The sequence below is a fragment of the Rheinheimera mangrovi genome, assembly GCF_003990335.1.
In the GTDB taxonomy this organism is placed as follows: Bacteria; Pseudomonadota; Gammaproteobacteria; order Enterobacterales; family Alteromonadaceae; genus Pararheinheimera; species Pararheinheimera mangrovi.
Genome location: NZ_CP034683.1, coordinates 2,198,034 through 2,213,175, shown reverse-complemented (window position 1 = coordinate 2,213,175; position 15,142 = coordinate 2,198,034). Strand labels below are relative to the sequence as shown.

11 protein-coding genes are annotated in these 15,142 nt (G+C 45.5%); 3 read left to right on the top strand and 8 right to left on the bottom strand.

The annotated features are described in order from the left end of the window. Window positions 1-60: 60 nt before the first annotated feature. Window positions 61-1,188, bottom strand: a complete 1,128-nt coding sequence (locus EK374_RS09955; protein ID WP_127022713.1) for a M14 family metallopeptidase — start codon at window positions 1,186-1,188, stop codon at window positions 61-63. Window positions 1,189-1,473: 285 nt separating this feature from the next. Next, the gene (locus EK374_RS09950) at window positions 1,474-2,925 is read right to left on the bottom strand and encodes a glyceraldehyde-3-phosphate dehydrogenase (RefSeq protein ID WP_127022710.1); all 1,452 of its coding nucleotides are present in this window, start codon (window positions 2,923-2,925) and stop codon (window positions 1,474-1,476) included. 150 nt (window positions 2,926-3,075) lie between these two features. Here EK374_RS09950 and EK374_RS09945 point away from each other — a divergent pair, with 150 nt between their 5' ends. Next, the gene (locus tag EK374_RS09945; RefSeq protein ID WP_206099329.1) at window positions 3,076-3,885 is read left to right on the top strand and encodes a DUF2989 domain-containing protein; all 810 of its coding nucleotides are present in this window, start codon (window positions 3,076-3,078) and stop codon (window positions 3,883-3,885) included. Here EK374_RS09945 and msrB read toward each other — a convergent pair. The 5 genes from msrB to malQ form a co-directional block, all read right to left on the bottom strand. Continuing rightward, window positions 3,866-4,264 (bottom strand): peptide-methionine (R)-S-oxide reductase MsrB, encoded by a 399-nt coding sequence (gene msrB / locus EK374_RS09940; RefSeq protein ID WP_127022704.1) that lies wholly within the window; start codon window positions 4,262-4,264, stop codon window positions 3,866-3,868. The genes EK374_RS09945 and msrB overlap by 20 nt on opposite strands. 115 nt (window positions 4,265-4,379) lie before the next feature. Next, window positions 4,380-5,909, bottom strand: a complete 1,530-nt coding sequence (gndA, locus tag EK374_RS09935; protein WP_127022701.1) for an NADP-dependent phosphogluconate dehydrogenase — start codon at window positions 5,907-5,909, stop codon at window positions 4,380-4,382. An 89-nt stretch (window positions 5,910-5,998) separates the two neighbouring features. Then, a complete protein-coding gene (glgX, locus tag EK374_RS09930) occupies window positions 5,999-8,050 on the bottom strand; it encodes a glycogen debranching protein GlgX (RefSeq protein ID WP_127022698.1) in 2,052 nt (683 codons plus the stop codon). Then, complete coding sequence (gene glgB, locus EK374_RS09925; RefSeq protein ID WP_127022695.1) at window positions 8,047-10,224, bottom strand: 1,4-alpha-glucan branching protein GlgB; 2,178 nt, start codon at window positions 10,222-10,224, stop codon at window positions 8,047-8,049. Before glgB ends, glgX begins: the two co-directional genes overlap by 4 nt. A 165-nt stretch (window positions 10,225-10,389) precedes the next feature. Next, the gene (gene malQ / locus EK374_RS09920; RefSeq protein WP_127022692.1) at window positions 10,390-12,573 is read right to left on the bottom strand and encodes a 4-alpha-glucanotransferase; all 2,184 of its coding nucleotides are present in this window, start codon (window positions 12,571-12,573) and stop codon (window positions 10,390-10,392) included. A gap of 185 nt (window positions 12,574-12,758) precedes the next feature. On the opposite strand from malQ, the gene gap reads away from it, so the two are divergent. Beyond that, the gene (gene gap, locus EK374_RS09915; RefSeq protein ID WP_127022689.1) at window positions 12,759-13,772 is read left to right on the top strand and encodes a type I glyceraldehyde-3-phosphate dehydrogenase; all 1,014 of its coding nucleotides are present in this window, start codon (window positions 12,759-12,761) and stop codon (window positions 13,770-13,772) included. Window positions 13,773-13,839: 67 nt separating this feature from the next. Continuing rightward, on the top strand, window positions 13,840-14,691 hold the full coding sequence (locus tag EK374_RS09910; RefSeq protein ID WP_127022686.1) for a D-hexose-6-phosphate mutarotase: 852 nt from the start codon (window positions 13,840-13,842) through the stop codon (window positions 14,689-14,691). Here EK374_RS09910 and EK374_RS09905 read toward each other — a convergent pair. Beyond that, a complete protein-coding gene (locus EK374_RS09905; RefSeq protein WP_127022683.1) occupies window positions 14,688-15,092 on the bottom strand; it encodes a hypothetical protein in 405 nt (134 codons plus the stop codon). The two genes, EK374_RS09910 and EK374_RS09905, sit on opposite strands and share 4 nt — an antisense overlap. Window positions 15,093-15,142 lie beyond the last annotated feature (50 nt).

The window sequence follows — 15,142 nt, the reverse complement described above, 5'->3', positions numbered from 1 at the left end:
CAAAAGAACAAGTTTGCAAGCCAGCCCAGACTGGCTTGCGTATGCGAGGATACGGACCTTTTACCTTAACTGATCAACTACGGCCAATACTGCCACCAGGCTATCCTGCCCCAGTTTCATAGAACGCACATCAGACCAGCCATAATCACTATCCGGCAAGTTTGCATTGTCTTTAAATGGCATCTCCAGCGTATAAGACAAGCACTTAAACTGCTCTGCAACCCAGGTAGAAGCTATAGTCAGATTGGCCTGTCCTGGCGCATCCAGCTCATAACCAAATTCTGTTTGGAACTCTGGAGTCACCAGCAACAGTGCATTTTTAAAGGCAGTTTCCAGTTGTTGCATTTTGGCATTGTATGAAGGTACACCTTCAGAGCCCGCGACAAAGTTATATGGCAGGTTTTCATCACCATGCACGTCCAGCAGCATATCAACGCCAGTTTCCAGCATCTGCTGGCGTACTAAATAGACTTCAGGACTTTTTTCCATGCTTGGTGTTTGCCATTCACGGTTTAAATTCACGCCAGCAGCGTTGGTACGTAAATGACCTCGCACGCTGCCATCCGGATTCATATTTGGCACTATGTAAAATACTGCTTTTTCTAACAAAGTACGGGCTACGCCGTCCTCTTCGTCCAGCAGTCTGTCTAACAGGCCTTCAACAAACCATTCAGCCATAGACTCGCCCGGATGTTGACGTGCTGTGATCCAGATTTTTTTCTTGCCTTCCTCAGGCTCACCGACCACCAACATACTCATATCACGCCCGTCCAGCGTTTCACCCAGCTCTACGATTTGCGCCAGTCCAGAGCTTTGTGCTGAATGCAATAAGTCCATATGACGTTCGTAACTGTACGGTGCAAAATAAGCAAAATATACAGATTCAGCTTCAGGGTAATGGGTGATCACCAGCTCGTCATTGATCAACTGAGTTTCTACTCTAAACCAGTTTTCACGGTCATAAGAAGCCACAGCCTGATAACCTTTCCAGCCATCCGGGTAGGCAGAATCTTTGACATTAACGATACGAATAGTATGAGGTTCGGCACTTTGAGAATGTAAACGGAAATGGAACCATTGGTAGAAATCAGAGTTGTGGTCTTTACGGATCGCCAGCTGAATATCGGCAGGATGTTCGGCTTTGACCACGTCAATATTACCGCTGTCAAAATTACAGGTAATTTTCATAACTTATCCACTTGGTTAGGTAACAGATGCTGCCTTGGGGCAGTCTTAACGGACCGGCATCATAACACTATCCCCTTCGTACTTGAAGCCGCAGCATTGTGGACTGCGCGCTCTCTATCAGTTGTTTCGGGACGGGCGCGGATAAACCGTGCCCCTACTGTTCGCCTCCTTGCAACTGCAATTACTTTGGGTATCACTGCTTGATCTTCAGCCGAAGCTGCAGATTTGGCCGCCTTACATAACAAAAAAAGGCCGCACTGAGGCGGCCTGATCTGAGATCGATTTCTACTTATTTACTGGCAAAGTTGGGTATTTAACGCCTGCCATTTCGTTCATCACCCGAATAACCTGAGTGCTGTAACCAAACTCGTTGTCGTACCATACGTACAATACGCAGCGGTCATCCTGCACAATAGTGGCTTGTGAATCGACCACTCCTGCGTAACGTGAACCTACTAAATCACTGGATACAATTTCAGTCGAACTGGTGAAATCAATCTGATCCTGCAGTTCGGAAAACAGTGCTACTTTTTGCAGGTAGCTGTTCAGCTCTTCGCGGTTGGTTTCTTTGTTCAGATTTAACGACAAAATTGCCATAGACACGTTTGGTGTGGGTACACGAATAGCATTTCCTGTCAGTTTGCCCTTGAGTTCAGGCAAAGCTTTGGCTACCGCACTGGCTGCACCAGTGGAGGTAATCACCATATTCAACGGAGCAGCACGACCACGACGCTCAGCTTTGTGGTAGTTGTCGATTAGGTTCTGATCGTTAGTGTACGAATGCACTGTCTCGACGTGGCCATTTTTTATACCGTATTCATCATTCAACGCTTTTAAAACAGGTGTAATTGCGTTGGTCGTGCAGCTCGCTGCCGATACAATGCGATCTTCCGGCTGGATCATACTGTGATTCACGCCATACACCACGTTGTGCACTTCACCTTTGGCTGGGGCAGTTAAAAGTACTTTAGCTGCGCCTTTGGATTTAAAGTGAATAGATAACTCTTTGTCATCTTTCCAAATCCCGGTGTTATCCACTACCAGCGCATCGTGAATGCCATATTGGGTGTAATCCACCAGTTCTGGTGAGTCGGCATAAATGACTTTGATAAAAGTGCCGTTGGCTTTAATACCGACGTTTTCCTCATCCACTGTAATGCTGCCGTTAAATGGGCCATGGATGGAGTCGCGACGCAGCAAGCTGGCACGTTTCTCTAAATCACCTTTACGACCACCACGCACAACGATGGCGCGTAAGCGTAATTTGCTGCTTGGGCCTGAACGCTCCAGCATCAGGCGGGCTAATAGACGCCCAATACGTCCAAACCCATACAGTACTACATCGACTGGTTTAATTTGATCGTCACGATGTAATATTTCAGACAGCTGATTATCTAAATACTGCTGTAAGCTTTGGCCTTCGCCTGCATTTTTGTACAGATAAGCAAAAGCCAATTTACCAATATCGACGCGGCCTGGCGCCAAATCCATTTTAGAAATCGCTTCCAAAAGCGGAAAACTCTCTCTTAAACGTAATTTCTGATGTTCAAAGCGTTCGACTGTTTTATGAGCCTTAATGATGTCAATGGTGGTTGCATTTACCAGAGGACGGCCATAAACCACAACTTCAATGCCTTTATTACGATACAAGCGACCTATGATTGGTTGCATGTTCTCAGCGTATTCCTGACGTTCCTGCCAGCTGCGTTGATACTGTTCTTCGTGTGATAGAGTCATGGTTTCGCCTTTTACGTCTTGTAGGTTCAGAGGTGTGCCTGTGGTCATCGCCACATTGAGGCAGGCGCATTGTAATTGAACATGTAATACTACGACAAGAATTACAAAAAGATTTTTTCTGAATTCTTCGTTATGCTGGAAGCAGAAAAGATGAATGAGAAACTTATGAAATATTTGGTGTTAAGCATGAGCCTGGTGATGTTGAGTGCCTGCTCTGAGGGTGAACTGACGTTACGCACTGTTTGTGAGCAAGAACCAGGTCTGTGTAGTGACTTAAATAGCGACTCCCATTGCAATTTGCAGCGTCGTGATTTGATTATGCAACGCTTTGAAGAAAAACGATTACCCTCAGACAAAAACAAATATCAGTTACTGGTCAATTTTGAAAAATATTCCAAATGTATTGAGCTTGCTGCTGGTATCGAACATATCAAGCTGAAAGAAAAAACCACCACCCGTATGATTGGCTACATGACCAGTCTGAAAGAAATCAGGCGCTTAAGTGACGAAACTGTCAGCTCAGACGATCCACATTTGCTGTTTTACCACTGGTCACGAAATAAAAGTGACAGTCATCTGCAACGTTTTTTACAGGCAGAACAAAATAAGCAACTGGAAACGCCTGAACTGCAAATGGCGCTTGTCAGTTACTACAGCAAAAGAGATACTGAAAAAAGCATTCAGCTACTGCATCATGCTTTAGAACTTTATCCACCAAATCCTAAGATCGATCCTGAAATTTATGCGTCACTAACCAGCATATTTTACAAGAAAAAAGACTACGCAAGTTCCTATCACTGGGCAGTACTTGCACAAAAAAGTGGGGCTTTTAATGTGGAATTACAAGAATTAAAAATATATTTGGAACAGGCAAAGCTTGACCATAAAAAAATAAAAGAAGCAGCTGAACATACCTTGGCTCAGCTGCAACTGGGTCAGTTTACTCCGCCGAAATTTTAACGTCAGGATTAAATAACAACGACACTGAATTGACACAATAACGTTGCCCGGTCGGTGCCGGGCCATCGTCAAACACATGACCTAAGTGCGCGTCGCAGTGTTGGCATAAAATTTCTATTCTGGTCATACCATGGGAAGTATCTTTTTCGTACTTCACCTGACCTTTAATAGCCTTGCTGAACGACGGCCAGCCACAACCCGAATCAAATTTATCTACTGAATCAAATAACGGCTGCTGACAACAAACGCAGTGGTAACTACCTGTGTCTTTATTATGTAGCAAGGTTCCACTAAAAGGATACTCAGTGCCCTTTTGCCGTGTCACTCTGTATTGTTCATCGTTGAGCTGCTGACGCCACTCTTGTTCAGATTTTTTCATTCACCGCTCCAAGTCAAAGTACATGCTGAACAGCACTCAGGTTCTCTACTGTAAAACAGCAACTTTTAACAACAGTACTTCTAATACGTAAAAAGCCCCTTGCGGAGCTTTTTATTTACTTAATTTTTTGCATCGGCCTGTCGTTATGACTCCAGTCGACGTGAAAAGTTTTACCTTTGGCTTTATCAGTGCGCTCAAAGGTATGAGCGCCAAAATAATCCCGTTGTCCTTGCAGTAAATTCGCAGGCAACACCGCAGTGCGGTATGAATCGTAATAACTTAACGCTGAGCTTAAAGCAGATACCGGAATACCTGTCATGGCAGCTTCTGCCACAGCGCGGCGCCAATTCATCTGATTGACAGAAATTTGTTTGGAGAAAAACGGGTCCAATAATAAGTTCTGTAAATCATCGTTACGCTCATAAGCTTCGGTAATAGACTGTAAAAACACTGCACGGATAATACAACCTGCACGCCAAATTTTTGCAATCTCAGCAAAGTTCAGCTGCCAGCCATGCTCTGCTGCTGCAGTTTTCATTAAATCAAAGCCTTGCGCATAAACGCAGATCTTGGCGCAGTAGAGTGCGTCGTGTAGCTGCTTAATCATTTGCTCAGGGGTTTGATTGGTGCAATGCTCACGCACTGGGCCCGACAATAAAGTCGAGGCTAACACCCGTTGATCTTTTAAGGTCGACATAGAGCGGGCGAATACAGCTTCACTGATAGTTGGCGCTGGACAACCCAATTCCAGACTACTGACAGCTGTCCACAGACCTGTGCCTTTTTGTCCTGCTTTATCCAGTATCACATCCACCAAAGGTAGACCTGTTTCTGAATCTTTAGTGGCCAGAACTTCAGCGCTGATTTCCATCAGGTAGCTATTTAATATGCCCTGATTCCACTCTTTAAACACCTTAGATATTTGCTCTGCGCTCATACCTAAAGCATCGCGCATCACCTGATAGACTTCGCAAATCAGTTGCATATCCGCATATTCAATGCCGTTGTGCACCATTTTTACATAATGGCCTGAACCACCAGGCCCAATGTAAGTGGCGCAGGACTCGCCTTCAGTCACTGGATTACCAGGCTCGTGTCTCTCCAGCGGACGGCCTGTTGCCGGATCCACTTTGGCAGCAATGGCACGCCAAATAGGCTCAATACGGGTCCAGGCATAAGGATCACCACTTGGCATTAAAGAAGGACCAAAACGGGCCCCCACTTCACCACCGGATACGGCAGTACTGAAGAAAATAAATTTCCCTTCGTAATGTTTTTCACGGCGTACTGTGTCAGTCCACAGGCTATTGCCTGTGTCGACAATAATGTCGTCGGCCTGAATACCTGCATCAATCAGCTTTAAGCAGACATCATCGACAGGTTTGCCGGCTGGCACAGATAAAATAACTAAATGAGGGGAAGATAAACGCGACAGAAGTTCTGTGTAAGAGCTGCAGCTGATCACTCGGGCCGGTTTGTCGCCCCGCTCGGCTTTGTCCTGCGCTATAACAGCTTCCAGTTTTTTATGGTCTAAATCAAAAGCGGCAACCCGATAACCGTGATCAGCCAGATTTAAAATGAGGTTCTTCCCCATTACACCTGCGCCGACAAAACCTATATCACATAATACGGATGTCTCAGACATTTGATTTTCCTTTTAAAATCCGGCACTGCAAAAGTGGCCGCGATTATACTGGAAAACTCCGGATAAAGAAAAAGCTCAACTGAAAAAACTCATCTCCAAATGGATAAAGATCGTTCACTCTGCAAATATCGAGTCCTTATTGCTGATTTTTCCAGCGGCTCACCAGTCTCAAACTGAGTATCAACAAGCAACTGCCAGCTTTTTTTCGGTAACTCGACCTGAAGCGGATGATCACTAGCGTTGATAATCACCAGCATGGCCTGATGATCTTTTAAGTGCTCAATGACAAAAACACAGTTTGTTTTGTAGGGATCTGTCCAGTGTTCGTCTTGTTTTACACTGCCATCTGCTAAATACCAACTGACCTGATGTTTATCACCATGCAGTTGATACTGATCGTCCAGCAAAGAGAGCTGCTGTAAACAGGTAAACTGCTGACGCAAATGAATCATCTTTTTGACGAACCCCAGAAACTGTGTGGCCTGGTAATCCAACTGCCAGTGTAGCCAGCTGATTTCATTGTCCTGGCAATAGGCATTGTTATTGCCTTGTTGGGTGTGACTCAGCTCATCTCCCCCCAACCAATGCACTATGCCCTGACTAAGCATTAGCGTTGCCACTAGGTTACGTTTATGCCTGAATCTTTTTTGCAAAATGTCAGCATCGCTGCTGGGCCCTTCCACACCATAATTCAGGCTTAAATTGTGGCCATGGCCATCGCGGTTTTGCTCTGCATTCAACCAGTTGTGTTTATCCTGATAACAGACCATGTCCTGCAAGGTAAAACCGTCGTGATAACTGATGTAGTTCACGCTGCAGCAGGCAGGTTTATGATGTTTCTGGAAAATATCGCGTGATCCCAACAAGCGGGTGGCGAACTCAGGCAACTGACTTGCATCCTGCCGCCAGAAAGAGCGAAAGGTATCGCGGCATTTATCATTCAGTTCAGACCATTGCGCCGGAAACTGCCCCAACTGGTAACCAAAAGGCCCTAAGTCCCAGGGTTCAGCTATCAATTTAACCTGACTTAACACCGGATCCTGTGCTATTACCTGTAAAAAAGTTGCATAGGCATCAAAACGCTTATGTTCACGCGCTAAAGTCACAGCTAAATCAAAGCGGAAACCATCGACCTGCATCTCTGTTGCCCAATACCGCAATGCATCTAGCACTAAACGTTGAGTCACTGGATGCGCCACATTGAGCGTATTACCGCAGCCGCTGTAATTACAGTTTTGCTGATAATCGGTAATGTCGGCGTGATTTTCAAACAGATAATAATGCCTGTTAGCTAAACCTCTGAAACTTAAACGATAGTCCTCAGCCTCCGCCGTGTGGTTAAACACCACATCCAGAATCACTTCCAGACCATGCTGGTGATAAGTACGGATCAGCTCTTTAAACTCTGTCACTGCATCCTCGACCTGATAACGGGCATCAGGAGCGAAAAAATTGATCGGGTTATAGCCCCAATAATTACTCAGTTTCAGCTTTTCTAAGCGTGGCTCACTCATAAAACTGGCGACAGGCAATAACTGCACTGTGGTAATGCCTAAGTCTTTTAAATGCTGAATAACAGCCGGATGACACATGCCCTGATATTTACCGCGAAGAGCGTCCGGTACATCCGGATGCAACTTGGTCAGCCCCTTAACATGGGCTTCATAAATAATGGTTTTCTCGCGAGGTATCGCAGGTTTTTTGGCGCCTTGCCAATCAAAAGCCTGCGATGCCAACACTGCTTTGGGCACCATATAATGGCTGTGCACCTGATAAAGCCGTTCGTTCCAGACTAAAGCGCGATTCAGTTGTTTGGCATAAGGGTCTATCAATAATCTGTTGCGATCAAACACCAACCCTGAACTCGCCTGACAAACACCTTCGGCCCGCAGGCCGTATAAAGTGCCAGGTTCAATACCTTCCAGCTGTATATGCCAAACTTCTCCGGTACGGGCAAAAAACTCAACCTCAGCCAGCGGCTCTTCGGTATCAGGACAAAATAAACATAACCAGAGTGAAGACGCATCAGGCGCATACACAGAAAAGTTCCAGCTATGTGGGCCTGTCTGAGTGGGACCTGGTGGATAAGCAGTGCCTGTACTACTTATCCATTCAGGAGTTGGCTCTGGTTTAGTATTCACGATAATTTACGTCTCACATAAAGGGTCGACAAAGGAGGTAAATCCAATTGCACCATATAGTCTAAGCCAAATGCTGCGGCTGGAAAGGCTGGCAAATAATCACCCACCGGATAATTGCTGCCCCAGTAATATTCGCTGTCTGTGTTGAGGATCACTTCGTATTCGCCTTGCTCTGCCACAGATAAACGGAAAGCGCTGCGTGGTATTGGCGTAAAGTTACTGACCACATACACAGCCTGGCCTTGTTGATCTAAACGGTAGAAACTTAAAGTGCTGTGTTCAGCATCCTGATAATTAATCCAGCGGAATCCCGCTGGTTCGTGATCCAGTTGATGCAGAGGCGCACAGGCTTTGTACGTCAGGTTTAAATCACGGAATAATTGCTGTATGCCTTTATGCTTTTCGAAAGATAATAAAAACCACGGCAATTGCTGGTTGTGATCCCATTCGGTGCCCTGCCCGAACTCATTGCCCATAAAGTTTAACTTCTTCCCTGGGTGCGCAAACATAAAGGCGTAATAAGCCCTTAAATTAGCGGCTTGTTGCCATTCATCCCCAGGCATCTTATTGATGATACTGCCTTTGCCATGCACCACTTCGTCGTGTGACAAAGGCAAAATGAAGTTCTCATTAAAGGCGTACACCATAGAGAAAGTTAAATCGTTATGGTGGAACTTACGATAGGCTGGGTCTTTTTTGATGTAACGTAGCGTGTCGTTCATCCAGCCCATGTTCCATTTAAAGCCAAAGCCTAACCCGCCTAAATCCACAGGTCGGGTCACGCCGTTAAATGATGTTGACTCTTCCGCTATCATCATGGCTTTTGGATACTGGCGATACACTTCAGTATTCAGCCAACGTAATAAACTAATGGCTTCATAGTTATGATTACCACCGTCGATATTAGGCACCCATTCTCCATCACGACGCGAATAATCCAGATACAACATCGACGCCACCGCATCAACCCTTAGCGCGTCAATATGAAAGTAATCCAGCCAGAACAAAGCACTGGCGACTAAAAACTGCCTTACCGGATCTTTGCCGTAATCATAAATGCAGGAATTCCAGTCCGGGTGCCAACCACGGCGTGGATCTTCGTATTCATATAAATGACTACCATCAAAACGGGCCAGACCATGCGCATCTTCCGGGAAGTGAGCTGGAACCCAATCTAAAATCACGCCGATTCCGGCCTGGTGGCACGCATCGACAAAAGCTTTGAACTGATCCGGAGTACCAAAACGTGAAGTTGCGGCAAACAACCCCAACGGCTGATAACCCCATGAACCAGAATATGGATGTTCCATCACAGGCAGTAATTCGATATGGGTGTAGCCCATATCCAACACATAAGGAATAAGCTCAAGCGCAAGCTCAGTATAGGTGAGTGGCTCACCATGCTGATTGTGCTTCCAGGAGCCAGGATGCAGTTCATAAATGCTCATGGCTTCATGATAAGGATCAAAATGCCGCTCTTGCCATGTTTTATCCTGCCACTGGTACTGAGAGTGATCGAAAACCAACGAAGCATGAGAAGGATATTGTTCAGCGGCAAAGGCCAAAGGATCTGCTTTATGAGGTAATAAATTACCAAAAGCGTCTTTGATTTCAAATTTATAACGCACACCTGCGCCAACCTCTGGCATCACCAACACCCAATGACCGCATTCAGTGCGTTGCATCGGATGACGGCGGCCATCCCACTGATTCATATCGCCTATCAGACTGACACTGGATGCATTAGGAGCAAAAACAGCGAAGCGGGTTGCGTTAAGTTTCTTTTTACCAAGGTTCAGCTCTATAAGCTGCGCACCTAGCTGTTTATAAAGATTCTCTGGTTTGCTGTTGACAAAGTGCACAGCGTAATAGGCTTCGTCTTGAAACTGAAAAGGGTCAACCAGCTCATAACCATGATGATGAGGGGTTTCTATCTGAAAATAATAAGGACTGGCTTTACGTTTTTTAGGTAATTCAAGTTCAAATAAACCATGTAAAACAGGCTTTGCCGCCATCTGACCCAAAGATTTGCGGGTCGCAAAATCAAATACTTCAACTTTGGCCGCATCTGGCAAATAAGCGCGGATCATTAAACCTTTGGTTGTTCCTTGTTGCCAGGACAATATAGAGAATGGAGACGAACAACTGGCAGAGGCTAACTGAGTTACGGACATGAACTATCCTTTTGATTTTTTTACCGTCTTGGTCTCTAAGATAACAAATTACAATAAAACTGCCATGGGGTTATGGCAGTTTTATAACCGAATTATTTGAAGCCATCGCTTTAGTTTTTTGCTATGGCCTCAAAAATTCGAATTACATCGTGACTTTAGCGCCTGTTAACTACGACGTAAACGAGTCAGCTCTTGCAGTAATTGATTAACATTTTGCTGCTGCGCCAGTTGTTCTAAGGTCATAGTCAACTTGCGTCGCCAGTTCGGGTATTCATCGCTGGTGCCCGGTATATTCACTGGTTGTGTCATTTCCATCCAGTCTTCCAACTGCAAACACAATAACTGACTAGAGCCTTTAGCAACATGGCGCTGAATGGCATGACTCAGCTCAGTACTCATACCGACATGGTCTACATTGTGGTCAAAATTCGAGTCCAACATTTGATGGCCATGCAATGAATCAAGGATTTTTTGTTTGTCTTTATGACGGGATTCAAATAATGCAGGTAACTGATCATCACGATACAGCCCCACTTTTTTACCTAAATGCAAGTCATCACAGTGCCAGTAACCTATTAAAGTTGGCATATCATGGGTTGTTAACGTCGCCATAGCCTGCACCGGATAGTGAGCCGGGGACACGTAACCACCATCTTCGGCTTTTTCAAAGAAAAACACCCGGTAAGAATACATACCGTACTCAGCCAGTATTTCACGAATGCCGTCTGGTACTGTGCCTAAGTCTTCACCTATCACCACCACCTGATGGCGCTGCGACTCAAGAGCTAAAATACCTAATAAATCCTGGATCGGGTAATACACATAAGCTCCGTCCCCTGCACTTTCAGCTCCTTTCGGCACCCACCATAAGCGTAATAAGGCCATAACATGGTCAATACGCAGCGCACCTGAATTTTGCATATTAGCGCGGAATAAATCGATCATAGGCCGGTAAGCTTGCTGGAACATTTGATAAGGCAGCATAGGAGGTAAACCCCAGTTCTGGCCTTTAGGTCCTAAAATATCAGGCGGCGCACCTACGCTGGCACCACGGCAATACAGTTCAGGGTTCCCCCAGATTTCAGTCGAAGCTTCACTGACGCCAACAGCTAAATCACGGTACAAACCTAATAACATGCCCTGCTCTTTGGCAAAGGCTTGCGCTTTTGCCAGCTGTTCACGGGCAATGAATTGCAGATAGCAGTAAAAATCCAGTTCATGGGCATGTTCTTCGGCAAATGCCAGCACTTCAGCGCTATCAGGTCTTTGCCAGGCTTCAGGCCATACAGGCCAGCCCCACGCATGCGCATCTTTTTGAATTAAATGGGCGTGAATTGCATCGTACAACGCCAATTGTAATAAACTTTCACCAGATTGTTGTTTAAATACAGAAAATGCCTGAGCAAGTTCAGTATGTTCAGCCTGATGCTCAGTAAACCATTGATACAGTGCCTTTAACACCGGCAGCTTCAAACGGGTCACAGCGCTGTAGTCAACCCATTCAGCAGCACGCGCAGCCTCTAGCTGCTGCTTAAAGCCTGGCGCATTAACCAACTGTTTAACCTGCTGGCATTGATCAAAACCCAACATTTCAGGCACGGCTAAATAAATAATATTTAACCAGCGACGTGAAGATGGGCTATAAGGGCTGGCAGATTCCGGCATGGCTGGATAAAGTGCATGGATGGGGTTTAAACCGACAAAATCAGCGCCTTGTTTGGCTAAATGCCCCAGCAGGAAACGTAAGTCCGCAAAGTCTCCAATACCCCAATTCTGTTCTGAACGCACACAGTACAATTGCACCGATACGCCCCATTGTTTTTGCTTCTTAAATTCGGCAGGCTGGAAACAGGCAGGTGGTGTAATGATCAATGACTGAACAAAATCCAGCTCACCTAAAGTCAAGCTTAAACTGTGATAACCCTGCTCAAGCAGTAATGGCAAAGTCCATTGATATTGTTGATATTCTTCACCGTCAAATACTATCACCTGGTTTAAATCAGCATCCTCTGTCGCAGTCACTGTAAAGGTATATGTTTTACCTTGTTCAGTGTTCAATACAAGCTCTAAAGGTGTATTGGCTAAGGCGATAGGTAACTTCAACTGAATTTGTGTATCTTGCCCGGCTTTTTGCACCGACACAGGATCGAGCAATAGCTCCCAGTGATCTTGTTGGCGCTCAATTAACTGCTCGCGGGTTAACGCATCGTTATCCACAGCAAAACCCTGGGCTGCTAATAAAGTGAGTAAATTTTTCTCTTCGACTTCTGATTGGTTGCCCCATGCGTCGGTAAATTTTGTTTCTATGCCTGTGAAGGCAATCAGATCGGAAAGTAATTGTTTGTCCATAAAGGCTCCAGGGACCCGCATTTTGCTCGGAAAAGTAAATGGTTAGCGAAAATTAATTATCACAGTCTACTCCAGATTCAAGACCTGGATTAAGAAAATACGAATGCATAACTTTTTTGTACTTGAAAAGAATGACAAAAAATGTAATTTTATTACAGAATTAAATTACAGTCTGGGGATAGGTTATGACAATTCGTGTAGCAATTAATGGTTTTGGTCGTATTGGCCGCAACGTTTTACGCGCTTTATATGAGTCAAAGAAGAATTATGACATCAAAGTTGTAGCCATCAACGATTTAGGCGATGCCGCTATTAATGCTCATCTACTGAAGTACGACACAGCTCACGGCATTTTCTTCGCTGACGTAGAGCACTCAGACAAAGCCATTTTCGTTAATAAAGATGAAATTCTGACCTTAAGTGAACGTAGTCCGGCGAACCTGCCATGGGCCGAATTAAATGTCGACGTAGTACTGGAATGTACAGGTCTGTTCACCAACCGTCAGACTGCAGGTGCTCACTTAACAGCAGGTGCAAAGAAAGTCATTATCTCTGCTCCGGCGAAAGATGTGGATGCGACTGTAGTGTATGGCGTAAACCATGATGTCATTACTAAAGACATGACCATCATTTCTAACGCTTCATGCACCACCAACTGTTTATCTCCTATCGCCAAGCCGTTAAACGACGCCTTAGGCATCGAATCAGGTTTAATGACCACTATTCACGCTTACACCAACGACCAGCGTTTAAGTGATGTGTACCACACAGACGTGCGTCGTGCCCGTGCCGCTGCGATGTCGATGATCCCAACTCAAACCGGTGCAGCTGCAGCTGTAGGCTTAGTAGTGCCTGAACTGAAAGGTAAATTTGACGGTTTAGCCGTACGTGTTCCTACCCTAAACGTTTCTTTAGTGGATTTATCTTTTATTGCCGGTCGTAACACCACGGTAGAAGAAGTCAACGATATTATCCGTAAAGCTGCAGCACAAAGCCCGATGAATCAGGTATTAGCGGTCAACGATTTACCATTGGTATCAGTCGATTTCAACCACAACCCAATGTCATCTATTTTTGATGCCAGTGAAACCCGCGTAAACGGTCGTCTGGTGAAAGTAATGGCATGGTATGACAACGAGTGGGGTTTCAGTAACCGTATGCTCGACAACACTGTTGAACTGATGAAACATAGTCAGTAAGCTTCAGAACCTTTGCAGAGGCGGCTTTTTAGCCGCCTTTTCTTTCTCCTGAATTTGAGGTCATCAGATGTCCAGCAACGCCATTACTCAACTCTCCGGGTTTGCCCACTTAGAGGATTTACCTTGTTTTGTACTCACTTGTGGTCAGGCAACAGCTGTCATTAGCAGCTATGGCGCTCACCTGCTCTCTTATAAGCCAACAGCAGAGGTTGAGGTCATTTATTTATCACCTAAAGCGGCATGGCAAAATAATACCCCTATCCGCGGAGGCGTACCTGTATGCTGGCCCTGGTTTGGACCTGTAGCAGCAGAGTTTAACCCTGCAGCACAAAAGTTACCGAATCATGGCGTAGTGCGTACTGAACTTTGGCAGCTTGTGACCCAGTCAGTCACCGGATCCGCTGTCAGCATTGAGTTTAGTATAGAAACCAAAGCTTTGCCTTATTCCGACGCGCCTTCTTATTTAAGTTTGACCCTGCAGTTAACCGAAACCGCTTTAACCCTGACGCTAAACTCGGACCAGGGCATACAGCAAGCTGCATTGCATAGCTATTTTAACGTGGATTCAGTGCATCAGGTTTCAGTCAGTCCCTTGTCCGGAGATTATCTGGATAAAGTACAAGGCGGCGGGCGTTTTGTGCAGACACAGGCTGAACTGAAATTCACAGCAGAAGTGGACAGGGTTTATCTTAATACCGCAGATGAGTTAACTTTAGATCAGCAAAGCACTGCTGTGCAGATCGCTCAGCTAGGCCACGATGCCAGCGTGTTATGGAATCCATGGACAGAAAAAGCGGCAGCATTAAAAGACTTACCAGATACAGGTTATCTGGATTATGTTTGCGTAGAAACAGCCCGCTTGGATCTGAGCAATAAAGCCCCGCTGCAATTGGTACAACAAATCCGTTATTTGGCTTAGTCTGGCCAGCTGGAATAAAAAGGCAACAGCAACAGCTTTTCCCCTTCTGTGGCATGAAGCAGTGTCAACTGCAATTGCCACTGCATTCTCGGCTGACTGCAGGCACCCAACACCATTTCAGTACTATAAAGCTGTGACTGCCCAGCCACAGCTTTAAACACTAGCGGTATAGTGCCCATACTCATCGACAGACCTGTCACTTCTGCTTGTTTGATTTTCCAACCGTCCGACAATTCGATAGTCCAGTTTAGAATTTCTTCGACCGGCGCATCAGCCGGGCTTAAACTTACGCTGACGTTCTGGTCCTGATGCAGTTGCAATACTTCGCTCTGCAACTGAGGCTTTTGCTCTGAACAGGCAGCAAGACAGAACAAATAAAAAGCGAGGACGAAGAATCTCATCTGATCATTTTCCTTAGATAAAGGATGCTAAGTGTACCTTCTTGCTGCGA